Annotated in this window: 20 protein-coding genes, 1 tRNA gene and 1 pseudogene; 15 read left to right on the forward strand and 7 right to left on the reverse strand. The window is 70.6% G+C overall.

What is annotated here, in order from left to right; genetic code table 11:
• Positions 1 to 230 (reverse strand): annotated as a pseudogene (locus tag ACWCO3_RS10545) (hypothetical protein); the annotation flags it as partial.
• Here ACWCO3_RS10545 and ACWCO3_RS10550 point away from each other — a divergent pair.
• From ACWCO3_RS10550 to ACWCO3_RS10570, 5 genes are all read left to right on the forward strand, one after another.
• A complete protein-coding gene (locus ACWCO3_RS10550; RefSeq protein ID WP_450009545.1) occupies positions 203 to 2320 on the forward strand; it encodes an MMPL family transporter in 2118 nt (705 codons plus the stop codon). The pseudogene ACWCO3_RS10545 and the gene ACWCO3_RS10550 sit on opposite strands and share 28 nt — an antisense overlap.
• Positions 2310 to 3548, forward strand: a complete 1239-nt coding sequence (locus ACWCO3_RS10555) for an NAD(P)/FAD-dependent oxidoreductase (RefSeq protein WP_450009547.1) — start codon at positions 2310 to 2312, stop codon at positions 3546 to 3548. Before ACWCO3_RS10550 ends, ACWCO3_RS10555 begins: the two co-directional genes overlap by 11 nt.
• Positions 3549 to 3603: 55 nt before the next feature.
• The gene (locus ACWCO3_RS10560) at positions 3604 to 4551 is read left to right on the forward strand and encodes a tetratricopeptide repeat protein (protein WP_357936210.1); all 948 of its coding nucleotides are present in this window, start codon (positions 3604 to 3606) and stop codon (positions 4549 to 4551) included.
• Positions 4548 to 6233 carry a M16 family metallopeptidase gene (locus tag ACWCO3_RS10565; RefSeq protein WP_358078402.1) on the forward strand — a complete coding sequence of 562 codons (1686 nt, stop codon included), beginning with the start codon at positions 4548 to 4550 and terminating at the stop codon, positions 6231 to 6233. The genes ACWCO3_RS10560 and ACWCO3_RS10565 overlap by 4 nt, the downstream gene beginning before the upstream one ends.
• A gap of 66 nt (positions 6234 to 6299) precedes the next feature.
• Positions 6300 to 6376, forward strand: a tRNA-Ile gene (locus tag ACWCO3_RS10570).
• Between the two features lie 621 nt (positions 6377 to 6997).
• Here the strand turns inward: ACWCO3_RS10570 and ACWCO3_RS10575 are convergent.
• Positions 6998 to 7633 (reverse strand): hypothetical protein, encoded by a 636-nt coding sequence (locus tag ACWCO3_RS10575; protein WP_450009550.1) that lies wholly within the window; start codon positions 7631 to 7633, stop codon positions 6998 to 7000.
• Between ACWCO3_RS10575 and ACWCO3_RS10580 the strand changes: the two genes are divergently transcribed.
• From ACWCO3_RS10580 to ACWCO3_RS10590, 3 genes are all read left to right on the forward strand, one after another.
• Positions 7620 to 8162: a hypothetical protein gene (locus ACWCO3_RS10580; protein WP_450009552.1), complete on the forward strand. Its 543-nt coding sequence runs from the start codon at positions 7620 to 7622 to the stop codon at positions 8160 to 8162. The genes ACWCO3_RS10575 and ACWCO3_RS10580 overlap by 14 nt on opposite strands.
• A 149-nt stretch (positions 8163 to 8311) precedes the next feature.
• Positions 8312 to 8587: a Scr1 family TA system antitoxin-like transcriptional regulator gene (locus tag ACWCO3_RS10585; protein WP_450009554.1), complete on the forward strand. Its 276-nt coding sequence runs from the start codon at positions 8312 to 8314 to the stop codon at positions 8585 to 8587.
• Positions 8577 to 8765 carry a DUF397 domain-containing protein gene (locus ACWCO3_RS10590; protein ID WP_450009556.1) on the forward strand — a complete coding sequence of 63 codons (189 nt, stop codon included), beginning with the start codon at positions 8577 to 8579 and terminating at the stop codon, positions 8763 to 8765. Before ACWCO3_RS10585 ends, ACWCO3_RS10590 begins: the two co-directional genes overlap by 11 nt.
• Before the next feature lie 244 nt (positions 8766 to 9009).
• Here the strand turns inward: ACWCO3_RS10590 and ACWCO3_RS10595 are convergent, their stop codons facing one another.
• From ACWCO3_RS10595 to ACWCO3_RS10615, 5 genes are all read right to left on the reverse strand, one after another.
• Positions 9010 to 10908, reverse strand: coding sequence for an EAL domain-containing protein (locus ACWCO3_RS10595; RefSeq protein WP_450009558.1), 1899 nt, complete (start codon positions 10906 to 10908; stop codon positions 9010 to 9012).
• Positions 10895 to 11518 (reverse strand): RNA polymerase sigma factor, encoded by a 624-nt coding sequence (locus ACWCO3_RS10600; RefSeq protein ID WP_450009560.1) that lies wholly within the window; start codon positions 11516 to 11518, stop codon positions 10895 to 10897. Before ACWCO3_RS10600 ends, ACWCO3_RS10595 begins: the two co-directional genes overlap by 14 nt.
• Positions 11515 to 11808, reverse strand: a complete 294-nt coding sequence (locus ACWCO3_RS10605; RefSeq protein ID WP_450009562.1) for a hypothetical protein — start codon at positions 11806 to 11808, stop codon at positions 11515 to 11517. Before ACWCO3_RS10605 ends, ACWCO3_RS10600 begins: the two co-directional genes overlap by 4 nt.
• A gap of 299 nt (positions 11809 to 12107) precedes the next feature.
• The gene (locus ACWCO3_RS10610) at positions 12108 to 12779 is read right to left on the reverse strand and encodes an SMI1/KNR4 family protein (protein WP_450009564.1); all 672 of its coding nucleotides are present in this window, start codon (positions 12777 to 12779) and stop codon (positions 12108 to 12110) included.
• Between the two features lie 48 nt (positions 12780 to 12827).
• Positions 12828 to 15881: a BTAD domain-containing putative transcriptional regulator gene (locus ACWCO3_RS10615; protein ID WP_450009566.1), complete on the reverse strand. Its 3054-nt coding sequence runs from the start codon at positions 15879 to 15881 to the stop codon at positions 12828 to 12830.
• 184 nt (positions 15882 to 16065) lie between these two features.
• On the opposite strand from ACWCO3_RS10615, the gene ACWCO3_RS10620 reads away from it, so the two are divergent.
• The 7 genes from ACWCO3_RS10620 (at position 16066) to ACWCO3_RS10650 (ending at position 24078) form a co-directional block, all read left to right on the forward strand.
• Positions 16066 to 16860, forward strand: coding sequence for a hypothetical protein (locus ACWCO3_RS10620; RefSeq protein WP_145779494.1), 795 nt, complete (start codon positions 16066 to 16068; stop codon positions 16858 to 16860).
• A gap of 89 nt (positions 16861 to 16949) precedes the next feature.
• Positions 16950 to 19751: a BTAD domain-containing putative transcriptional regulator gene (locus ACWCO3_RS10625; protein ID WP_450009576.1), complete on the forward strand. Its 2802-nt coding sequence runs from the start codon at positions 16950 to 16952 to the stop codon at positions 19749 to 19751.
• 91 nt (positions 19752 to 19842) lie between these two features.
• On the forward strand, positions 19843 to 20562 hold the full coding sequence (locus tag ACWCO3_RS10630) for a hypothetical protein (RefSeq protein ID WP_145779495.1): 720 nt from the start codon (positions 19843 to 19845) through the stop codon (positions 20560 to 20562).
• 42 nt (positions 20563 to 20604) lie between these two features.
• Positions 20605 to 21489: a hypothetical protein gene (locus ACWCO3_RS10635; RefSeq protein ID WP_450009568.1), complete on the forward strand. Its 885-nt coding sequence runs from the start codon at positions 20605 to 20607 to the stop codon at positions 21487 to 21489.
• 187 nt (positions 21490 to 21676) lie between these two features.
• Positions 21677 to 22051, forward strand: a complete 375-nt coding sequence (locus tag ACWCO3_RS10640; RefSeq protein WP_450009570.1) for a YciI family protein — start codon at positions 21677 to 21679, stop codon at positions 22049 to 22051.
• Positions 22052 to 22144: 93 nt separating this feature from the next.
• Positions 22145 to 22675: a SigE family RNA polymerase sigma factor gene (locus ACWCO3_RS10645; protein ID WP_450009572.1), complete on the forward strand. Its 531-nt coding sequence runs from the start codon at positions 22145 to 22147 to the stop codon at positions 22673 to 22675.
• Positions 22672 to 24078 carry a hypothetical protein gene (locus tag ACWCO3_RS10650; RefSeq protein WP_450009574.1) on the forward strand — a complete coding sequence of 469 codons (1407 nt, stop codon included), beginning with the start codon at positions 22672 to 22674 and terminating at the stop codon, positions 24076 to 24078. Before ACWCO3_RS10645 ends, ACWCO3_RS10650 begins: the two co-directional genes overlap by 4 nt.
• Positions 24079 to 24126: the final 48 nt, after the last annotated feature.

Raw genomic sequence — 24126 nt, forward strand, 5'->3', positions numbered from 1 at the left:
GTGAAGGCGACAGCCAACTGCTCGTCGGTCAGCTCCGGCCGGGCGAACCGGACATTGTCCCCCACCGTCGCGTCGAACAGGAAACCGTCCTGCGGAATGTGAAGTTTGGCCCGCTTTGCGGCCGCCCGGCCGGCAGGATGGTCGATGTCGACCCAGGCTTCCGCTGCGTCGATCGACGCGCCGATCCTTGGGGTGAGTACGCATGTCCGGACGAGGTGGCAGGGCCACACTGGTCGCGGTGGCGGTTGTGCTGGCCTGGCTGGTGATCGGTGGTGTGGCCGGCCCGTACGCCGGACGCCTCAGCGAGGTCGCCACCAACGACAACGCCGCCTTCCTGCCCACCGACGCCGAGGCGACCCGGGCGCAGGACCTCGCCGGCGAGTTCGTCGACCGGGAGACCATCCCGGCTCTGGTCGTCTACGAGCGCCCCTCCGGGATCACCGACGCGGACCGGCAGCGGGTGAGCGCCGACGCGGCTCGGTTCGCCCAGGTGCCCGGCGTGGTCACGCCGCTGCCACCACCCATCCCCAGCGAGGACGGCCAGGCCGTCCAGGTCGTCGTACCCGTGGACGACGCCGAGGGGGATGAGATCGGCACCGTCGTCGAACAGTTGCGCGACATCACCGGCGGGGACCGGGACGGCCTGACCGTGGACGTCTCCGGCCCGGCCGGCCTGCTCGCCGACCTGATCGAGGTGTTCTCCGCCATCGACGGGCCACTGCTGCTGGTCACCCTGGTCGTGGTGCTGATCATCCTGTTGGTCGTCTACCGCAGCCCGGTGCTCTGGATCTTTCCGCTGCTGGCCGCCGGGATGTCGTACGCCCTGGCCTCGGTCTTCGTCTACCTGCTGGCCGACGCGGACGTGCTCAAGCTCAACGGGCAGGCCCAGGGCATCCTCACCGTGCTGGTCTTCGGTGCCGGCACCGACTACGCGTTGCTGCTCATCGCCCGCTATCGGGAGGAGTTGCACCGCCACGACCGCCCCTGGGCCGCCATGCGCGCCGCCTGGAAGGGTGCCGCGCCGGCCATCATCGCGTCCGGCGGCACCGTCATCGTCAGCCTGCTCTGCCTGCTGCTGTCCAGCCTCAACTCCAACCGGGCGCTCGGCCCGGTCGCCGCCATCGGCATCGCCGCCACCCTGCTGGTGATGCTCACCTTCCTGCCCGCGCTGCTGGTGCTCGGCGGCCGGTGGGCGTTCTGGCCCCGGCGGCCCCGCGAGGACCAGGTCGACCCGCGCCTGGAGCACGGCATCTGGAGTCGCATCGCCGGCTTCGTGGCCCGGCACGCCCGGCCGATCTGGCTGAGCACCGCTGTGGTGCTGGCCCTCCTCACGCTCGGTCTCACCCAGCTCGGCGCGACCACACTCGGCCAGTCCGACCTGTTCACCCAACGCGTCGACTCGGTCGACGGCCAGGAGGTGATCTCCCGGCACTACCCGGCCGGCACGGGCAGCCCGGCCACCATCTTCACCACCGAACAGACCGCTCGGCAGGTCGCCCAGGTGGCGCAGGGCGTACGCGGCGTCGCCGACGTCCGCCCTCTCTCCGCCGGCCCGCAGACCGGCCCGCCGAATCCGAACGCCGCACCGAAGGTCGTCGACGGGCGGGTGCAACTGGAGGCCACCCTCACCGATCCACCTGACAGCGACGGTGCCGAGCGGACCATCCGCGAGCTGCGCGTCGCCGTACACCAGGTGCCGGGGGCGGACGCCGTGGTCGGTGGCTTCACCGCGATCAACGTGGACACCTCGGACGCCGCGAAGCGCGACCAGAACGTCATCATCCCGGTGGTGTTGGTGGTCATCGCGGTGATCCTGGCCCTGCTGCTGCGGGCGCTGCTCGCCCCGGTGCTGCTGATCGCCACCGTCCTGCTCAGCTTCGCCGCGACCCTTGGCCTCTGCGCGCTGCTGTTCCGCCACGTCTTCGACTTCCCCGGCGTGGACTCGTCGTTCCCGCTGTTCGCGTTCGTGTTCCTGGTCGCCCTGGGGATCGACTACAACATCTTCCTGATGAGCCGGGTCCGCGAGGAGTCGGTCCGGCGGGGCACCCGCGCCGGTGTGCTCGCCGGCCTCGCCGTCACCGGCGGGGTGATCACCTCCGCCGGCATCGTGCTCGCCGCGACGTTCTCCGCCCTCGCCGTCCTGCCGCTCGTGGTGTTGGTCGAGTTGGGTACGGCGGTCGCGATCGGGGTACTGATCGACACCATCGTCGTCCGGTCGTTGCTGGTGCCCGCACTGGCGTACGACATCGGGCCGAAGATCTGGTGGCCGGGCCGGTTGTCCCGGGCGAACGGTGAGCGGGAGGCACGTGATGCTGGCTGAGACCGACGTGGTCGTCGTCGGCGGAGGCCTGGCCGGGCTCGCCGCCGCCCGCCGGCTGCACCGCGCCGGGGTGCCCTGGCGGTTGCTGGAGGCCAGCGGTCGGCTCGGCGGCCGGGTCGCCACCGACGTGGTCGACGGCTACCTCATCGACCGGGGCTTCCAGGTGCTCAACACCGCGTACCCACGGCTCGGCACACTGCTCGACACCGACCGCCTCGACCTCCGGTACTTCACCTCCGGCGTGCTGGTCCGCAAGGGCGACGACCTGTTGCGGCTGGTCAACCCGCTGCGCGAACCGACCGGCGCCCCGGGTACCGCGCTCGCCGGCGTCGGCTCGCTGCGCGACCGGCTGCGTTTCGCCGCGCTCGCCGCCGGCTGCGCCGCACTGCCCGCGGCCCGGCTCCTCGCCGCACCGGAGACCAGCGCCGAGACGGCACTACGGCGGGCGGGCCTCTCCGACGCGATCATCGAGGAGCTGCTGCGACCCTTCCTGTCCGGTGTGTTCATCGACCGGGAGTTGGCCACATCCAGTCACGTACTCGCGATGGTGGTGCGCTCCTTCGCCCGCGGCCGCATCGGCCTGCCCGCCGAGGGGATGGCCGCGCTGCCCCGGGCCATCGCCGCCCCGCTCCCCGCCGACCTGCTCGACCTGGACACCCCGGTCGCCGAGGTCGCCTCCGGCCGGGTCCGCACCCAGGCCGGCGACATCCGCTGCCGGGCCGTCGTGGTCGCCGTCGACCCACCCGCCGCGCCCGCGCTGCTTCCGGCAGTGACGACGGTACGCATGCACAGCTACACCACCTACTACCACAGCGCTCCCGAGCCGCCGCTCACCGAACCGATCCTGCTCGTCGACGGCGACCGGCGCGAGGTCGTGGCGAACACAGTGGTGCTCAGCAACGCCGCACCGACCTACGCGCCGGCCGGGCGGCACCTGATCGCCACCTCCGTGGTCGGCCCGACCGCCCCACCCGAGCCGACCATCCGGGCCGAGTTGACCCGGCTGTACGGTCAGTCCACCGCCGACTGGACACACCTCACCACGGTCGCCGTGCCGCAGGCGCTACCCGCCGCGCCACCACCGCAGGGGCGGCTGCGCAAACCCGTGTCGATGGGAGAGGGGCTGTTCGTGGCCGGTGACCACCGGGACAGCCCGTCCATCCAGGGCGCTCTCGCCAGCGGCTGGCGTGCCGCCGGAGCGGTGTTGGAGGAGTTGCGCGCGGGCTGAGCTCGGCTCGAAACGGGGGCCACGCGGGCCTTGTTGATCACCTATGATCCCCGCCATGCCCGCCCCTCTGCCAGCCCCCACCTTCGATGCTGGTGCCGCGTACCCCGAGGTCAACGACCTACGCAAGGCGCTCGACGCCGCCGACTGGCCCGCCGTCCGCGCGCTGTTCGCCGACCGCGACCCCGCCCATCGGACGCTGCTGGTCTCCGCCGCCGGGGACCACGAAGGGACCGAGCCGTTCCTACGGCGGGTGTACGACAACGACCCCACCGACGCCCTCGCCGGTACGCTGCTCGGCAACTGCCTCATCCGCACCGGTTGGCGGATTCGCAGTGCCGCCCGGGCTCAGCACGTCAGCCGCAGCCAGTTCGACAAGTTCCACGACCACCTGCGGCGAGCTGAGCAGGTGTTGATCGATGTCACCGCCCGGCACGAGGACGACGCGGCGGCCTGGACACAGCGGATCACCCTCGCCCGGGGCCTGCAACTCGGCCAGAACGAGACGCGTCGCCGCTACGACAGACTCGCGCGGCACCACCCCCACCACCTGCCCGCGCAGGCCAGCCTGCTCCAACAGCTCTGCCCGAAGTGGAGCGGCGACTGGGACCGGGCCTTCGGCTTCGCCCGCGAATGCGCCCAGGCCGCGCCCGACGGGGCACCCAACGCCGCGATCGTCGCCGAGGCGCACCTGGAACGCTGGCTGGAATTCGACACCGAACGGGAGCGCACGGAGTACCTGCGCAGCACCCCCGTCGTGGACGAGATCATGCGATGCGGCCAACGGTCGGTGCTGCACCCCGACTACGTCGACAAGGCTGACTGGGTCTGGGTCCGCTCGACGTTCGCGCTGATGTTCAGCCTGACCGAGCAGTGGTCCGCCGCCGCCAGCCAGTTCACGGTCCTCGGCAACCTGGGCAGCGAATACCCCTGGGCCTATGTCGACGAAGCCGAGGGCTTCACCAAGTACCGCGCCAAGGCGTACGCGAAGGGTGGTCGTTCATGATCCAGCATCTGGACGTGGACGGGGTGCCCACGCTGCTCGCCCCCACCGGCGGGCCGATGCACGCCGGGCTGACCTTCCGGGTCGGCACCGCCGACGAGACGCTCGCCCGCTCCGGCATCACCCACCTCATCGAGCACCTCGCGCTCGCCCCGCTCGGCCTGGCCGACTACCACGTCAACGGCGCGACAGCTCCGGCGTTCACCACGTTCCACACCCAGGGCTCCGAGGCGGACATCGCGGCGTTCCTCACCGCCGTCTGCGGGCACCTCTCCGACCTGCCGGTCGCGCGGCTCGACGTCGAGAAGGAGATCCTGCGCACCGAGTGGAGCAGCCGAGGCTCCGCCGCCGTCGACGACATCCCGCTGTGGCGCTACGGTGCCCGCGACTTCGGCCTGAGCAGCTATCCGGAATGGGGCCTGAGCGCGTTCACCGCAGACGACCTGCGGCAATGGGTGGCCCGCTGGTTCACCCGGGAGAACGCCGTGCTCTGGATCGCCGGTGACCGGGTGCCCACCGGTCTACGGCTCGCCCTGCCGAGCGGGGTCCGGCAGCCGGTGCCGGTGGCGTCGTCGGCACTGCCGACCACCCCCGCGTACTTCGTCAGCGGCGCCCGCGCCGTGGTGCTCGACTCGGTGGTACGCCGCACCACCGCCGCCAGCACCTTCGCCGGCGTACTGGAACGCGAGCTGTACCGGTCGCTGCGCCAGGACGCCGGCCTGTCCTACACCACCACCACCGGGTACGAGCCGCGCGGCGACGGGTACGCCACACTGCGGGCACTCGCCGACGCGCTGGCGGAGAAGCAGGACGCCGTGCTCGGCGGCTTCATCGACGTACTCGCCAAGATGCGGGTCGGCCGGATCGAACAGGCGGACCTCGACGCCACCATCGCCAAGAGGGAAGATCTCCTGGCCACCACCGAGGTGGACGCCGCACGACTACCCGGGTACGCCCTCAACCTGCTGACCGGGCAGCCGAACCTCACCCTTGACGAATACCGGGCCGAGCTGAAGGCCGTCAGCATCGCGGACCTGCACGACGTGGCCGGCGAGGTGATGGCCTCGGCGCTGCTCATGGTGCCCGGCGGTCACACCGCCGACTGGGCCGGCTTCACCGCCGCACCCACCCACTCCGCCGACACCGTCGACGGCCCCACGTACCGCGCCCGGGAAGGCGCCGGTGGCATCCGCCTCGGCGTCGACGGTGTCACGTACCTGCAGACGGACGGGCCCCTGACCGTCCGTTACGCCGACTGCGCCGCCATGCTCGCCTGGCCCGACGGCGCACGCCAACTCATCGGCGCGGACGCCATCGTGCTGCACATCGAGCCGACCATGCTCGGCCTGCCCCCGGGGACGATCCAGGCCATCGACGCCGGCGTGCCGGCCGACCGGCACGTCACCATGCCGGCCCGCAGCGCCGACCAGATCCCACAGCCCAAGCCCATCGAGCGCCAGCCCGAACCCGCCAGGCGTTCCTGGTGGGAGGTTCCGGTGATGGTGCTCAGCGGGCTCGGCACCCTGCTCATGGGCGGCGTCTTCCTGCTACTCACCATCGGCATGTTCGTCGCCGAGGAAGGCTCGGAGGACGACACGTGGTTCTGGGGCGTCATCGTGGTCGGGTGGGTGCTCACTGTTATCCTCGCGTTGCCCATCGTGCTGCTGATGCGACGACGGCGGTGATGAGGTGGGGCCGGAACGCTGCTGGCCCGTGATCCACCGGTCGGGATAAGATCCGGCGCGGTGTGAGGGGCGGTAGCTCAGCCGGTTAGAGCAGGGGACTCATAATCCCTCGGTCGCGGGTTCGAGTCCCGCCCGCCCCACCAACAGTTTCCCCTGGTCAGCCATGCTGTCGACGTACCAGGCGAACAGCATCGACATCCGGGCAGAGGTCCGCACTAAGACCGCAGCAGCACCGCCCGCCGCCCGGTCAGGGCTTGGCGTAGGTGTCGATCGGGCGTCGGTTGCCCCTTGGGCCGACGAGGTCCGTTCCACGATGTGCGGACTCACGGTGGATATGGCTTCACGCCGAGGCGCGGTAGGTGGCAGGGCGGCGCGGGTCCGTGATGGGTGCGAAGATCGCCTATATGAAGCCAGCCAAAAACCCGTGGTGGCAGACAGCAAAGACGCCGAAGCAGGGTTTCGTCATGGGAGGCATCTGGCTCTTACTGGCCGCCGGGTGGGTGGTCGTGGCCATCGGAGACCCCTCGCCGTGGCGTTGGGCATTTGCCGCGGCGTGGGCGGTCGTCGGTGTGGGCAGTCTGGTGTCAGCAGTGTTGCTGCGGCGACGTCAGCGGGACTCGGGATAGGGCAGGTCAGAAGCCGCTACTCGGGGCGATCGGCCCGATCCGTCATGCAACAGCCCCGGCGATGGTCGGCTCGCCAAGGCCAGCGGTGTCCGCTGCGAGATCCGACTGCTCGCGCCGAACTGACGGCGGCTACCGCAGCTATCGGTGATCCTGGTCTGGGAGATCTACGTACGTGCCGAACGGCTCGACGGATCCGTCCCAACCACTCCAACCCTGTTGAGTCATCTGCCCAGCTTCATAGACATAGGACCAGCGGGCGCCGTCTTCGCCCTCGATGTAGACGACCCCGGAGTGGACGAACGGCGCGATCGCGACGTAGAAGGCAATGGCCTGTTTCGACCACTTGGGGTCACCCTCATCGTCATGATCGAACTCGATCCAGTCGCCGTCGCGGGTGATGGACGCGCGTGCCTCGCACGCCAGGTCGACGAGTGTTTCGTCCGACCGAGACGCATCGGGTTCGTACCAACCACCCTGTTCGGCCATGGCGGCTTTGGCGGCGGCGGCTGCCGCGAGGTCGTCCGACTCCGGTAGGTGCAGACGGCCAGAGGGCCAGACCGAATATCCCACGGCGGGCATCCTACGACTGTCGATGTCCGGCACACCGAAGGTATCGGTCACAGGGTCGGGCTGAGTGGTCGGTGCCGAGTGGTCGGGTCGTGCGATGATCAGCCCGAAAGCCCGTGGCGGGAGGAAGAGTGTGAGCGATCCGCAGCACCGCTCCGGACCGCGGGCACCGTTCTGGGAATCGATGGTCGGAATGCTCACCGCCATCGCGGGCCTGGTCACCGCGATCGTAGGCGTCGCAGCCTTCGTCTATCAGGTCGGCGGCTTCGGCGCAGCCGACGGTCCGCAAGGTGCCGCTGCGCCGAGCGCCGCGCCCAGTTCGGCGGGCCCGGTTGGCGTCCCGACAACGCCGACGGATGCGGGTTCGGTGCAGGGCGCGGGCGCGGGACCCCACGAGCTGCTGTTCAACAACAACGGTGCCGACCTCGACGCGGACCCACCGACTGTGGCGACAGGCCCGGACCCGAGCATCGACATCTACGACAGCGGCAACTCGATACGCAGCTATCCGGTCTGGTCGGGCCTGGCGAAGTGGGATCGATCCGGCACGCCGCAACGGCAGGACTGCCTTTCGTTGCTCAGCAGCTTCGCGACGACCGACTCCACATACGTCAAGGGGAGTCGGTACTGCGTCCGCACGCGAGGTGACCTGCATGTCGCCTTCGTCGAGTTCGTCGAACCCATGAGTGGCGGGTGGAAGATCCGCGTGACGGTCTGGCCAGGCACCGCGAGCTGACGTCCTGAGCACCTATTGCCGGGCCAGTCCGATGGTGCCGGCCAGGCGGACCACGTCGGCCGCCGTTGGTCCGGCACGGAGCACGGACGTCAGCGCTTCCCGGGCGGCGAGGCGGATCCGTGTCTCCGGCAGGTGCGATTCGACCGGCGGTGACCAGGGCGAGTCGGCTGCCGAACGTGACGATCCAGGTGCTGCGTTTCGAAGCCGGTGCTCACCTGGCCGACAGCAGTGGCTTCGTCCTACTCAGCTTCGAGCCGGACGAGCCGCCACTGGGCTACATCGAAACCCTGGCGGGCGAGCTGTTCCTGGAGTCGAGTCGCGACCTGGCGCGGCTGTCGGCGGCGTACGACAATCTGAAGATGCTGGCGATGTCGCCCACCGAGTCGGTCACGTTCATCAGGGAGCTGAGCAAGCATGCAACGTAACGCCTGGCGCACGTCGAGCCGTTCCGGCAACAACGGTCAGTGCGTGGAAGTCCGCGACCGAGGCGTCGGAGTCGACGTCCGCGACTCCAAGGCTCCCGAAGCTGGGCTGTTGAGCTTCACGCCGGCCGCCTGGGACGCGTTCGTCCACACGATCAAGACGCACGCATGCCGCCTGTAAGCCGGAACGATGGAGCGAGAAAGCGTCGTCCCGTCCGCCGTGAACAGGCTGACCGCCTCACACTGCTCGATCGGTGGCATCACTTCGTCCTGGACCAACCGGTCCTCGTGCACCCTGGCGAGATCATCTGGGTCGAGGACGACAACCTCCTGGTGCAGAGGGCCAGCGGGGTGGTTGATGCCCATCCCGGCTTCACCAACCGCTGACCAGCCGGTCCGCCCAAGGGGCGTAGACGGTCCGCTGGTCAGCCCATGGCGCTGTGCTGCGGCGGGAGCCGCAGTTCGAGTTCGATCGTCCGCACCGCCTTCTCGGGGGTTATGTCGAGCGGTTCGGGTCGTCCGGTCTTGTAGCCCTGGGCGAAGTCGACCCCGCAGCTCTTCAGAAATTCCAGCGTCTCCTCGTCCTGGACGTATTCGGCGGCAACGCGGATGCCGAGCGTCTGGCAGAGCTCCACCAGCTTCGAGACGACGGCCTGGTCGGCCGGCGACCGGCAGAGGTCGACGATGAATACGCCGTCGATCTTCACCAGGTCGACCGGAAGGTACTTCAGGTGAGCGAGCGCGCCGTAGCCCGTACCGAAGTCGTCAAGGGCGAGGTGGCAGCCGATCTCTCTGATCCCCGTTGCGAAGGCGAGGGCTTCGTTCCGGTTCTCGATGAGGGCGGTTTCGGTGATCTCGAAGGTCAGGCATTCCGGCTTCACCCCGTGTCGGCGGATCGCCTCGGTCACGTAGGTGAGCAGGCCCGGGTCGGCGAGGGACTTGCCGGAGATGTTGACCTGATAGTGGGAGGTCTGCGCCCCTCGGCCGATCAGTTCGAGGGCATGGTCGATGACCCACTTGTCCACGGTGAGGATCTCGCCGACGCGCTCGGCCATGTCGAGGAAGGCCCACGGTGCCACGGACTCGCCCGTGTCGCTGCGGACTCGCAGCAGGATCTCGTGGCGGGTGACCTCGTTGAGTCGCAGGTCGACGATGGGCTGGGCATAGAGGGCGAACCTGTTGGTGGACACTGCCTGCCGTACCTGCGAACGGCACTTGTCTGTCCGGTCGTCGGTCGCCGCGGGTTCGGTCAGGACGCGGGTCGGGAAGCCGTTGCGGCGTGCGTCGCGCGCCGCGTGTTCGCCGTCGATGAGCAGGTCGAACCCGGTCGCCGCGATGTCGCTTCCGAAGCGTACGAGGCCCGCCCACGTGTTGAGCCGCACCGTCCGGTGCTGAACGCTGAAAAGGTGGCGTCGGAAGGTGTCGACGAGCCGGGCCGCCAGGGTCTCGGGAGGCTCGGCGTGCTCTGCGGTCGGAGGGAGGAGTACGCCCCAGAGGCCGGAGCCGACCAGGCCACAGGTCGCCTCGTCGCCCACGATCGTTCGCAGGAGCCGTGCGACATCTGCCGTCAGTTGGTCGGAGTTCTCGTCGGTGAGCGCGTCGGGTAGCCGGGTGGCGGGTTCGGTTGCCACGACGATGAGTGCCCCGCCAGTGGTGCGGCGGGTTCGGTCGACCTCGTCGGTCAGCCAGCTGCGGGTCGGCAGTCCGCTGACGAGGTCCAGCGCGCCCAGGTCGGCACACAGCATGTCGGTACGGGTGGCGAGCCGGCGACGTTCCTGCCGGGCGAGTTCGAGCGCTGTGGCGTCCGCGCCGGTGGCGATGATCCCTGACGGTGCACCGTCGACGGTGAGGATCTCGATGTGGCAGTGCACGTGACGCACGGCGCCGCTCGGCTGGATCACCCTGAAGGTGACCTCATCGGGGTGGCGGTGTTGCCATGCCGTTCGCACGACCTCGCGAACTCGGTCCACGTCTGCGGCATGAACGAGGCGGGCAAGTGTTCCAGGGGTGAGGCGCAGTGTCCCCGGCGCGTGCCCGAATATCATCGCCATCTCGTCCGACCAGGAGAGACGCCCGGGGTCGCCGATCGTCCAGGTGATCGTGCCGAGCTGTGCGAGCTGCGCGGCACGAGCGACTCTGGTCGCCTCGTCGACGGCCGCGGTCAGCGGGTCGACGAGGTCGGCATCGACGATGATCTCGTATCCGTCGGCGACGGCCAGGTCGTACTCGCTCTGCGCGGCCCGTGCCACGCGGCGGGCACGGGCGAGTTCCAGCGGACTGGGTTGGCTGGTCTCGGCCAACGCCAGAATGTCATCGAGGTCCACGGCTGCCTCCCTGGCGCCGTCGGCCTTCCGAGGCCGTGTAGCCGGCCTCCTCGGCCAGCTCTTGCAGGCGTTTGCGGGCAGCGAGCTTGTAGGAGCGGACGCTGTTCTCGGCCAGTCCGAGGATGCGTGCGATGTCCTGGTTGGAGAACCCCTTGCGAGACATCTGGAACACCTCGGCCTGCCGCGACGGCAGGCGGTGCAGCCAGCTTCGCAGCATCTCCTGCGCTTCCCACACGTCGGAGATATCGGTGTGCGGTGCCGGCGGCAGGTCCTCCGGCGCGAACGCTGCTTCGCGCTGGCGTCGTTGCAGCTCCTTGCGGATCTTGTTGCGAGCCGTGATGATCACCCAGCCGATCGGCTCGGCGTAGGCGCGGATCTTGGGCCACTGGACGCGCCCGTGCAGGTACGCCTCGTTGAGCGCGTCCTGAACCACCTCGCGGTTCCAGCACGCCGCGCGGAGAATCCCCTCCACAGTGTGGTAGCTGTCCTCGGCGAAAGTGGCGAACTCCTGGTCGTGATCGGCCTTGAGGCGCGCGGCCTCCGCTCTGCGCGCCACTTCGCTGTCGACCGGCTCCGGTGTCAGAGCGGCGGTGCCCTCCACCCCGGTCACGCGGCCTCCCTGGTCGCGTCGCGCCGAGCCGAGTCGAGGCTGCCCAGCTCCACCTCGCGATGCCCGTCCCGGTCGCGCTCCACGATCCGCACGACGTCGTGGTCGGCCTCCGCCAGCCTGGTCAGCCAGGTGGCCCGGGCGGCGGTTCGTGCCGACGCCTCACGTTCCTCGTGCAGGCGTGTTCGGTGCGATACGTATGCGCGTAGCAACCCTGCCGTCGTCCCGGCGATGGCCAGCACCAAGGCCAACGCTCCGTGATCGGAGATGGCCGTCGCCAACGTTTCGTTCATCGTTTCCCCTCGTCGTCCCCGGCTAGCTAATTACTATCCGTGGCGAGGGGCGAATGTAGATGTCTGACCGTCCACATTATTGTGTCTTGATCAGCGATCAAGGGGATTACCTGGTAATACTCCTCAAAGTCATGCTACCGGCACGTCCAGCGAGGAGTGGACGCTCCGGGTGTCAGGTTCCATGACGCGTCCGCCCAGCTACTCTCGGTGAATATCTGACCACGTGTGGCGGCTGGGATCCATTCAACCGGATCCGCGACTGAGAGCTACCAGCGGGGGTTCCGCTGCCGGAGCTGACATCAAGGGTGGACCTTGGTTTCCGACTCGCTCAGCCAGCGCCTATACCACCGGGTGAAGTCGAGCGGCGTCCCGTCGTCATCGCGGAGCGGCGAGAAGCCGCCATCGTCGGCGGTGTCGTCAGCCCACATCTGCCCCCGCGCCGGGCCGCTGACGACGAGAGCCTCCCGCAGCGCGCAACCGAGGTGGCACAGGTACAACAACCCGATCGAGTGCTCGGGCTTGAAGACGATGGCGTCGTGCTGTTCCGTGTACTCGTCCTCAGCCGCGTTGAACTCGTCCACCGAGTCGTAGTTCGCCTCGTCTGGTGGCTCGGGTAGATCATCGGCAGGGTTGAACGCTTCGACGTGGGGGAACGGCTGCCCGAGGGTGTCCAGGTCGGTGAGGGTGGCGCCGTCGCCTTCCCACTGCCACCGTCCGTTCACGCGGCGCATGGGGAACAGCCCGTAGGCCGGCCCCGCGCCTCCCCTCCCCGCCTCCAACAGGAAGGACCGGTAGTCGCCGGGTAGCTCCACCTGGAGTTGCGTCTCGGCCTCGGCCAGTTCCTCGGCCAGCAGTGGCGGCTCAAGCTGCCAACCGTGACTGGAGGAGCCGAAGACATCATCGGCACTGGGAGCGGCGGCCAGCCGCGCGAGCCGTTCGCGGACGTCTGACCAGTCGTAGCGGCGTGTCACGGACGGTACGATACAAGCTGAGGTGTCTCTTGAGGTGCCTCACCTACCTCATGCGACACTGCCGCCCGGCGTGAAGAGGTCGCCGCGCGCCTGAGCCGGTATGCCGATCGCGGACATCGCCTCCACGTAGCGTCGGTACGCCTGGGCGGCCTCGCCGTGCCGGCCCGCAGCCGTCAACGTCCGGACGAACTCGCCGTGCACACCCTCGTCGTAGGGCTCCAGTTCGAGAGCACGGCCGAGGTGGCGGACGGTCTCGTCGACGCCGTGGGCCAGCGAGGCCAGCTTGCGTACGACGCGCAGGTAGACCCGACGTGCCTCCTCGCGGGTCGGACGGGACCAGTCGTCGTACGGCTCGTCCTCCAGGAAGTCGCCCCGGTAGCGCTGCTCGGCGAGGAGAAGCGTGGCGCGCGCGTCATCGGTCTCACCGTGCTCGGCCAGCCGGAAGCCGTGTGCGGCTTCGGTGAGGAACTCCTCGACATCCAGCTCGACGTGATCGACGTCGAGCGCGAGGCTGGGGTGCGCGGCGATGATGAAGTGGTCGGTCGACGTACGGCGCTCTGGGTCGAGGACGCCGCGGAGGGTGGACAGGGCCACGGACAGCCGGTGACTGACCCGCTCCGGGTCCTGGGCGGGCCAGAGCATTTCGCCGAGCTGCTCCCGGGGCACCGCGCGACCCCGCCGGGAGGCGAGGATCCGCAGCAGGTCCCGTGCCTTGCGTGACTGCCATGCGGTGGCCAGCACCTGCGAGCCGTCCACGTACACCTCGAAGCGTCCGAGGGTGCGGACGGTGACCTGTGCGACGCGGCACGGGCCATGTCGGCTGAGAGTCGGAGGCGGTACGCCGGCAGCGGTCAGCCGCTCGGCGGCGCGTAGGGCGTCGACGCGTTCCTGGGGGTCGGCGCCGGGCAGCCGGCTGAGCAGCACCGCGAGTCGGTCCGCGGCCACGGCGGACCTGATGTCGCGGAGGGTCGCCGCCGCCTCCCGCCAGGCCTGGCGGGTGTCGTCGGCGTCGACGGCGGCGGCCCCGCGAAGCTCCAACGCCTCGGCGAGTGCCGCGCGGTCCCGGTGCAGCCGGGCGGCGGTGGACGCCATCAGCGCCACCGTGGCCGCCCGCTCGTGGTCGCCGATCTCCAGCGCCACCCAGCCGAGCGCGAGTCGGGCGGTCGCCGAGTCGGGGCCGCGTTCCAGTTCGACGGCGCGTTGGGCCAGGGCGAACGCCGTGGCGCCGTCCTCGGCGGCCAACACCCGGGCCAGTCCGGCGAGCGCCGGCACCTGGATCTGGTGGTCGTCGACGGGCTCGCTGGCGCGCAGCGCCTCCTCGTACGCCGCGCGCGCCAGGTTGGTCCGGCCCCGCAGCGCGTGCACGTCGCCGATCCCCACCAGGGGGTACGCCACCTTGCGGGAGCCCATGCGCTGGAGCAGCGGCACGGCGCGTTCGTAGCACTCGTTGGCCTCGGCGAGCTGACCGAGGCGGAAGTAGGCCGAGCCCTCGTTGCAGAGCGCCAACGCGAGCATCGCGGCGTGCCCGTTGCTGTGGGCCAACTCCACAGCGGGCCGTACCTCGGCCAGCGCTTCGAGGTATCGGCCCTCGCCGACCAGGGCGGACGCGCGGTTGGCGCGGATGCGGGTCACCTGGATGGTGTCCCGCGCCGCCTCGGCGGCCCGCAGCGCCCTCTCGTGATGCTCGTCGGCGGCCGGCCGATCACCACGCAGTTTGGCGTCGAGGGCGAGGGCGGTGTGCGCGGCGGCGAATGCGGCGTCGCCGCCGACGGCTGTCGCTGCCGCGAGGGCGCGTTCGGCGTTGCGCCGGCACGCCTCGGCGTTCCCGGTCGTCCACTGCGCCGAGGCGGTCCAGGCGAGCAGCCGCACGTTGTCGGTGGACGGCTGGGGGTCGAGCTGACCGCGCTGGAAGACCTCGAGCGCGGTCTGCGGTTCGCCGCGCAGGTAGTGCACGAGGCCGTACTGCCAGGCGAGCCCGGCCGGGAGGGCCTTCCGCCGATCGTCCAACGCGGCGTACACGGCGAGTGCGGCGTCGAAGTCGCCACGCATCTGAAGCGCCTCCCCGTAGAGCAGCCGCAGCCCGTCGGACCGGGCGTGCTCGGGAAGGGCCTGGTAGGCGTCGACGACGGCCTCGGCGCCGCCCGAGGCGATCAGCTCCGCGCCGTGGCCGTCGAGGACCAGCGCCGCCGCCTCGGCAACGCCAGATCTGCCGTACGACCGGAGGGCCGGGACGAGGTGCCCGTGCTCGGCGTACCACGCTGCGGCTTTCGCGTGCAGGTGTTGCGTCGCTGCCGGGCCCAAGGGCAGATGGTGGCGGGCGACGCTGGCGACGACCGGCACCATCCGGTACGTGTGCCCGCCCGCGGTCACCGGGACGAGAATGCCGGTGCGGGCCAGGTGGTCGAGTCGATGAACACCGTGCCGGTGCCCGAGGACGCCGGCCAGGTCGGGGTGGATCGGGTCGAGGTGCGCCGCGTCCCGCAGCAGTCGGTGGACTTCGGGCGGCAGCTCCGCGAACACCTCCCGCACCAGGTAGGACTCCAGGGGCGTTCCCGGGCCGTCCACGTTCCCGCTGGTGGCGGCCGTCCCCGCAGCCAGGGTGACCAGCGCCGGCCAGCCACCGGTCGCGGCGTGGATCCGGGTCGCGAGCGCCGGGTCGGTGAGGCCGTGGTCGGCGGCGAGTACGGACGCCACCTGGTCGGGCGAGAGCCGGAGATCCGTCGGACCGTGCTCGGCGAGCAGCCCCGACTGCCGCTGGGGCAGTGTCGGCGGGTGGCGGGTCACCAGGACGACCCTGAGTTGCGGGGGAAGCTGTTCGAGGGTGTCCAGCAGGGTCTGTAGCCGTCGGCGGGAGAGTCGCGGAACGTCGTCGAGGATGAGCCAGCTCGGTTCGTCGGCGGGCAGGTCGATCGCGGATCGGTCGCCGATGGAGGTGAGCCACTCCGGTCCCGCCGTCGCCAGGGCGGCCACATCCGGGCCGTCGCACCACCGCACCGAGCGGTCGCCCAGCCAGCCTCGCACGGCGAAGGTCTTGCCGTAGCCGGCTGCGGCGACCACGACGGTGCACCGCCGGCTCCATTCGCGATCCGTCGGGGCGTTCATCGTTTCATTGGGCGCTGTTCCGGCGGCCACGCATACGGGAGCGTCGCCGTTACGACACCGAAACCCAGCGCTTTTGACGCCACCTTGACGACGCTCTGAACCTCGCCTCGAAGGATGTCCCGGACACGTCGAGGCGCGCACCGTCCGGGTCCGCGTCTCGCAATAGATCGGGTGAGGAGTTGTGATGGCAAGAGTGCTGTCGGGACGCGCACTGCTCGCGGTGCTGGTCGTCCTGCCGACGCTGGCCGCGTGGAACGCCACGCCGGCCAGCGCCGCCAGCGGTGCGGCCCCAGGGGTGTACGACGAGGAGCCCGTGGACCGCGACGTCGAGCTGGCGCGGCTGGGCTACCGCAACGGTGTGCGGGTGGTGTTCTCCCGCGACGAACTGTCCGGCGACTGGGGCCTTCGTCAGGACGGTGAGATGGGCCGCAACGCGCCCCTGGCGTACGACGACAAGCAGAGCATGTTGCAGACGTACCTGACCATCACGCCCAGGTCGGTGCCGGTGCCCCGGGTGCTGCTGTCGGAACCGCCGGCCGGCACGCCGACCCCACCGGAGCTGGCCTACCGGACCATCGTGGCGTCCCCGGTCGTCGCCGACGACCTCGTGGCGCCGACGTCGAGCGGAATGTCCACAGCGGCGACGATGACCTGCTGGGACCTGTACTGGAACTCGTACAACTGGGCCGAGTTGCCCGGGTACCCGAATCCGTCGTCGGTGTGGCACCCGGCCAGGACGTACTACGCGTCCGACTTCGGCGGGATGAAGATGTACTCCTACAGCTACCTCGCCAACTGCGGCGGGTACGCCCGACACCGGATCTACTACAAGTCGTTCGGCGAGTACTACAAGCACCACGACTACGAGGTGGCGTACGCCCACTGGCAGGCGGTCAAGAAGGGGTCGGTGCACCGTTACCGCAAGGTGCACTACGACGGGACGTGGGGGGACACCCGCAACGGCAAGTACACCGGCTGATGAACCAGGTCAGCCGTTGATCGTGTCCATTGCGCGACGAACAGATCGAGCGGGCCGGGCTCCGGAACTAGCCTGATTCGGTGATCTCGATGGCTGGCGCGGGCGTACGGGTCCGGCTGCTCGGGCCGGTGGAGGTGGTCGTCGCCGACGGGCCGCAGGCGGTCAACGGCCTGCGCCGCAGGGCGGTGCTGGCGACGTTGGCGCTGCACGTGGGCCGGGTGGTGAGCGTCGACCGGCTGATCGACGTGGTCTGGGGCGACGACCTCCCGGCCACCGCCGCGAACACGTTGCAACGCCACGTCTCCTACCTACGCGGAGTGCTCGGCGAGCCTGGATCGATCGTGGCACGCCAGCCCGGTTACCTGCTCGACACCGGGCCGGAGTCCACTGATGTGCAGGCCGCCGAGCGTCTCCTCGACCTGGCCCGGCGGACGACGGACCGCAACGAGCGGGTGGAGTACCTGACCGCAGCGGTGGCGCTGTGGCGTGGACCGCCGCTGGCCGACGTGGCCGGGTCACCCTGGCTCGAGGAGCAGGCGGAGCACCTGGCCCGCCTGCGGTTGGAGGCCGAGCGGGCGCTCGCCGAGGCCCGGCTGTCCGTCGGCGAGCACGCTCGACTCGTCCCCGGGTTGGAACGGCTCGTCCGGGAGCACCCGTTCGACGAGCACCTGCACGCGCAGTTGATGCTCGCCCTGTACCGCGACGGCCGTCAGGGGGAAGCGGTCGCCACGTACCGGCGGCTGCGCGACACGCTCCGGGAGAACCTCGGCATCGACCCGAGCCTGCGGCTGCGCGATCTGGAGTGCGCCATCCTGCGCCAGGACACCGCGATCGCCGCGCCCGCCCCGTCCGCGTCGGCCCAGGTGTCGGTGGCGGCGCAGCTGCCTCCTCCCGTGCCGACGTTCACCGGACGCGACGCGGAGCTGGCCGCCCTCGACGCGCTCGTCGACAGGGGTGGCGCTGTCGTGATCTCCGGTACCGCGGGGGTGGGCAAGACCGCCCTTGCCGTGCACTGGGCGCACCGTGTGGCCGCGCGTTTCCCGGACGGTCAGCTCTACGTGAACCTGCGCGGCTTCGACCCGGGGGCCGCGCCGACCGAGCCGGCGCGGGCGCTGCACGGGTTCCTGGAGGCGCTCGGCGTGGCGGCGGCCCGGATGCCGAGCGACCCGGACGCGATGGTGAGCCTGTACCGCACGACAGTCGCGGGGCGACGTCTGCTCGTCGTGCTCGACAACGCGCGCGACGCGGAACAGGTCCGGCCGCTGCTGCCCGGCTCACCGGACTGCCTGGCGATCGTCACCAGCCGCGACCAGCTCGTCCCGCTGGTCGTCACCGAGAGCGCCCAACCGGTGCCCCTCGACCTGTTGAGCCCCGACGAAGCCCGCGACCTGCTGGTCCGTCGCCTCGGGGAGCGCCAGGTCGCCGCCGAACCCGCCGCAGCGGACGACATCGCCGACCGGTGCGCACGGCTGCCCATCGCCCTGGCCATCGTCGCGGCCAGAGCCGCCACCAACCGGCACTTCTCGTTGGCCGCTGTCGCCAGCGAGCTGAGCAACCTGGACGCCGTCGCCGGCGAGCTGGGCAACCTGGACGCCTTCGACGGGGGAGACGAGGCCACCGACGTCCGGGCCGTGTTCTCCTGGTCGTGTAGGACGCTCAGCCCACCAGCGGCCCGGCTGTTCCGGCTGCTGAGCCTGCACCCCGGCCCGGACGTCTCCGCCCCGGCCGTGGCCAGCCTGGCCGGCGTCGCCCCGCAGGCGAGCGGTCCGGTGCTCACCGAACTGACCCGGGCGAACCTCTTCACCGAGCACACCTACGGGCGTTACGCGTTCCACGACCTGCTGCGCGCGTACGCCGCCGGCCTCGCCGACGAGGCCGAACCACCGGCCGAACGTGCTGCCGCCGTCCACCGGCTGCTCGACCACTGCCTGCACACCGCCCACGCCGCCGACCTCGTGCTGCACCCGCACTTCAGCGAGATCAGCCTCGCGTCGCCGAGGGCGGGCGTGACGCCGGAACGGCCCCGGAGCAAGGCGGCCGCCACGGCGTGGTTCACCGCCGAACTCCCCGTCCTGCTCGCCGCTGTACCGCTCGCGGCGCGATCCGGCTTCGAGGGTCACGCCTGGCGGCTCGCGTGGACCATGGCCGGCTTCCTGCACCGGCAGGGGCACTGGCAGGACTGGCTCGGCACGCAGCGGATCGCTCTCGCCGCGGCGTCCCGCATCGGGGACCAAACCGGGCAGGGCCACGCGCACCGCAGTCTCGGGCTCGCCTGTTCCCGACTCCGCCGGTACGACGAGGCCGACGACCATCTGCGGCGGGCGTTCGACCTGTTCACCGTCGTCGGCGACGACGCCGGGCGGGCACACACGTGTTTGAACCTCGGTCAGCTCGCGGAGCGCCAGGGGCGGTACCAGCAGGCGCTCACCCATTCCCGGCGGGCGCTGACCCTGTTCCGGGGGATCGACAATCGGGCCGGGCAGGGGTACACCCTCAACGCGGTCGGTTGGCAGGAGGCGTTGCTCGGCAACTACCACCGCGCCCTGGAGTCGTGCGGTGCGGCGCTGGGGATGTTGCGGGAGGTGGACGACGTCCAGGGGCAGGCCGACACCTGGGACAGCCTCGGCCACGCCCATCACCAGCTCGGGGACGACCGGCGGGCGGTCGCCTGCTACGAGCAGGCCCTCGAACTCTTCACGCAGGTTCAGGACCGCTACGCCGAAGCCAGCACGTACGCCAATCTCGGTCGCAGCCATCGGGCCCTCGCCGACTTCGGCGCCGCCCGTGCCGCGTGGCGTCGGGCCCTGACCATCCTCGACGACCTCGGCGATGCCGACGCCGAGGCGATCCGCGTCGACCTCGCACAGCTCGACACCGCCCAGCTCCACTGACGCACCCGCTTTCAGCGGGCTTTCCGGGCCGTTTCAGCGTGGGCCGGCACCCTTCGAGCACCAGTTTCCCTCGCCAGGAATGGAGTGTTCGATGAGTCGCTTGGCACGCTGCCTCGCGGTGGTCGGGGTGGTCAGCGCGATGGTGCTGACCGTGTCCTCCGCTGCCGTGGCCCAGACCGACAAGCCGCCGCGCAAGGGCACCGACTGTGTGGTCCAGTACGTCGACGAACGCGGTGGAATCGACCGCACCGAGACCGAGCCCGAGGGTCGGGTGCACGGTGTGTTCCGCTGCCTCGGCGGGCAGTGGACGTTCGCCTGGGACCCGTTCGGGCCGGACGACCTGATCACGGCCGCCGAGATCCAGATCGACCCGTCCGGTGCCGTCTCGGTCCGGCGGTTCACCGGTCCCGCGCTCGGAAACGACCTCACGCTGGGCGAGATGGCCGCCATCGCCCAAGCCGTCAGCGGCAGCCGGGAGGTGCTGATCGACCGCGCGATCGTGGCGGTCGACGACGGCAAGGAGCGGACCCCGGAGCAGGTCGAGGCGTTGCTCGCCGGCAAGGACGACACCGGTGTACGGGTGCTGGGCACCCTCGACAAGCCGGATCCCGCCATGTCGACGAAGGACGTCGTCGACGAGGTCGGCGGCACACCGGAGACGACAGTCGTCTACTTCAGCCTCTGGGGCGCGATCAAGTCGGTGTTCGCCTGGATCGTCGACACGATCAGCGATGTCGGTGAGTGGATCGACGACCACTGCGAGTGGGGTTCCCCGAACACAGTGGGCGACCTCGTCACGTGTCGCTGGTAGCCCGGCCGACAGCGATCACCGAGACAGCGGAATGAGGACACGATGACAGCTCTGCGGACCATCACCAGGCGCGCCACCATCGTCACGACCGCCCTGATCGTCGGGCTGACAGCTTCGTACGCCCCGTCACAGGCCGCCGAGGACGAGGCCCGGACGACGGTCACCGACCACCCCGGTGCTCCGGGGACGATGCTCCACCAGCTCGAGGACCTGACCGGTCGGCCCGTCGGCGACCTGGACACGGTGCTGGCCGTCGACACCGGCGGCCGGAACCTCACCGACGACCAGCTCGAAGCGCTCGTCGCCGGTAGGGAGGTCGACGGCGTCAAGGTCGTCGGCACGATGCCGGGCAGCCGGGACATCCTCGGCACGACCATGGCCGACCTCGCCGACGGCACGTACGACGGCACTGGTGACAGCGGGACGGCGACGTCGCTGATCTTCGCCTCGTCGGTGCCCGGCGGCCGGAACTGGTGCCTGACCATGTGCGTCGCCAGCGGCAAGTCCGTCTGGGAATGCCTCCTGGCGAGCCGGGGAGGCGAACAGACCTTCACCCTCGACCTGGCCGGCGAGACAACGGTGGGTGGCACGAAGGCGGCCTTCGAGAAGGTCAACGGTGTGGCAGTCGACGGGCCGTCCACGGTGGAGACCTTGACCGGTGACGGTGAGCCGTCGGCGGACGAGATCCAGACCCTCCTGGACGGCGGGGACATTCCGTCGCTGCGCCGGGTGGCGACGCTGGACCGGCCGGACCCGGGGTGGGCGTTGGCCGACATCGCCGAGAAGTCCGGCGTGCCGTACGCGAAGACCAAGGCCCACATCTTCACCTTCACCCTTCCCTTCCTCGGGAAGTTCCTCGCGGTCTGCATCTCGCAGGATGGCGGGAAGACCTGGAAGTGCTCCGCCCGCCAGTGGGACGGGTTCTAGCGGTAGGACGCCCACCTCCGTCCGGGCCCTGCCGTGCAGGGTCCGGACGGTGTCGGGTCGGCACCGACCCGGGGGACGACGATCCGGGTAAGAATTCTTCCGGCACTCCGTCGAATCCGCGACGAGCCGTTCGTAGACCAGGCGGGAGGCGGCCGAAGGGTGCCGCCGGAACAGAGGGAGTCATGCGATGGCGCGGTATCTGATCTCGTTCAACGACGGCGCGATGGACCACATCCCGGCCGAGGATCTTCCCGACGTGGGCAAGGCCGCGCACGCGGTGAGCCAGGAGGCCGTGACCGCCGGCGTGTGGGTGTACGGCGGCGGCCTCGAACGGCAGCAGGCGAGCATCGTGGCCACCGACGGCACTGTCACCGATGGCCTCTTCCCGGAGACCAAGGAGGTCATCGGCGGTCTCACAATCGTCGACGTGGCCACCCGCGAGGAGGCTCTCGAGTGGGCTGCCAAGATGGCCGCCGCGTGCCGGTGCGCACAGGAGGTCCGCGAGATCATGACGGACCCCGAGGTCGACGTGATGCTCCGCGAGTCGGCCGGCCGGGGCTGACACATCCCTGCCGACTCAACCTCGGGCGTCGTCGACGGCGTCTCACAGTGCATCCGCCCCGCGTACGCGGGGCGGATGCGACCTGGAGGTGGCGTGAGTCGGCACGAGGACGACGATCAGTTCCGGCTGTTCGTCCAACGGCAGTGGGGATCGTTGCTCCGAACGGCCTACCTGCTCACCGGCGACCGGGGGACAGCCGAGGATCTGACGCAGTCGGCGTTGGAGAAGACCCACCGGCGCTGGGGGCGGGTGCTGCGCAAGGATGCGCCCGAGGTCTACGTACGCCGGGTGATGGTCAACACGGCGATCTCCTGGCGACGTCGGCGGCGGCCGCTGGAGGTGCCGCTGCTGACCTCCGACAGCACACCGGCGCACGACGCGTACGCGCAGGTGGAGCAGCGCCACCTGCTCCTGGCCGCGCTGCGACGGTTGCCGCCCAGAACCCAGGCGGTGCTCGTGCTGCGCTACTTCGAGGACCTCAGCGAGGCCGACACCGCCACGGTCCTCGGTTGCTCCGTCGGCTCAGTCAAGAGCCAGGCGTCGCGCGGGTTGGCCCGACTGCGGGTCGATTTCGTCCCGCCCGCGGCACAGCCCCCGGTACGGCTCGAGGAGGAACTGGCATGACCGAGGACTTCGCGAGTTCGACGCTCGGTCCCGCGCTTCGGCAGGCGGCGCACGGAGTCGATGTACCCGAGGACCCGTGGCCGATGTTCGCGCGCCGCGAGCGACGGCACCAGCGGACGCGGCTGATCCGGACGGCGGTGGCCGCCGCAGTCGGGGTCGCGCTCGTCGGGGTCCAGGCCAACGTGGTGCCGCTGCCCGGGTGGGCACCGGGCATCGCCGTCGCCGCCGCCCCGACCGCGCTCGTCGACGCACCGCCACGGGGTGCGCTGGTCGGTGACCACGCCTGGCTGGACGCGCTGCGGGCGCGGATCAGCGCCGAGCCGGCGGTGCGGACCGACACCCGGGTGGGCAGGTGGAGGATCGACAGCGACCGGATCCGCCTGGTCTACGGCAGCGACCAGCCGGGCCACCGGGTCGCGCTGGTCGCGGTGCCGCTGCGGCTGGGCCTGCTGACCAGGGAGGCCCTGGTCTGGTACGTGGGTCCGGCCGGCGGCAGCGCCGATCAGATGCGCTACGGCGGCCACAGCGAGGGCGCCGACGAGCCGGTGATGACGCTGATGCAGGCCGGTTCCGGCGGATTCGCTGTCGTCGTCGGACCGGCCGACTCCACCGTGTTGATCACCGGCGAACCTCGGTACACGGCGAGGGGCACCCTGGAGTACCAGAACCTCGCTACGGCTGACGACACCGGAGTCGGGTTCGCCGTCCTGCCCGCCACGCCGCTTCCGAGCGAACCCGTGGTCCGGGTCAGCCGCGGCGACCGGGTGTTCTACCAGGGCGGCCTGGGCGGTGGCCCGTACGCCGCGATCGACCCCAACGGGCCGGAGATGGACGCCCTGCTGACCGCCGCCCGGCGAGGTGCTTCGCTCGACGACGCCAGCCTGCGCACCTTCGTGGAAACGGCACTACAGGACAGCCGCCTCCCGGCCGCCGGCACGACCGTACGGGTGCGGTGGTCGGGCAACGAACACGGCCGGGCCGCCGCTCTGCTCACCGTGCAGCCGGCCGGTGGGGGAGTGATCGCGTACGCGATGCACGGCCACGAAAGCACCGGCTGGTGGACCGATCTGCGGCTGCTGCTGCCGGCCGAGGGCGTCGACAGGCGACCGATCGGCTGGCGGGTTCGGGGCGACGACGGCACCCGCACGCCGACCGGTCAGGTGCGGGTGATCGCCCCGCCGGGCGCGGCCCGCGTCACGGTGACCGTCGAAGGCGCACCCCCGGCCACGGTCGCCCTCGACGCATCGAACGCCGGCAGCGCCTCCGTGCCCCCGGACCAACCGGCGACGCTCACCGCGTACGCCCCGGACGGCAGCGTCCTCGGCGTCACCCCGTTGCCGCCGGTCGAGGCCGACATGTCGGGCCTGCCCGGGGACCGCCCAGCCACCCGGGTGACCCCCTGACGCGCAGCGACTGGCCGAGCCGTCCTCGGACGGCTCGGCCACGACGGG

This window comes from Micromonospora sp. NPDC002411, assembly GCF_053592955.1.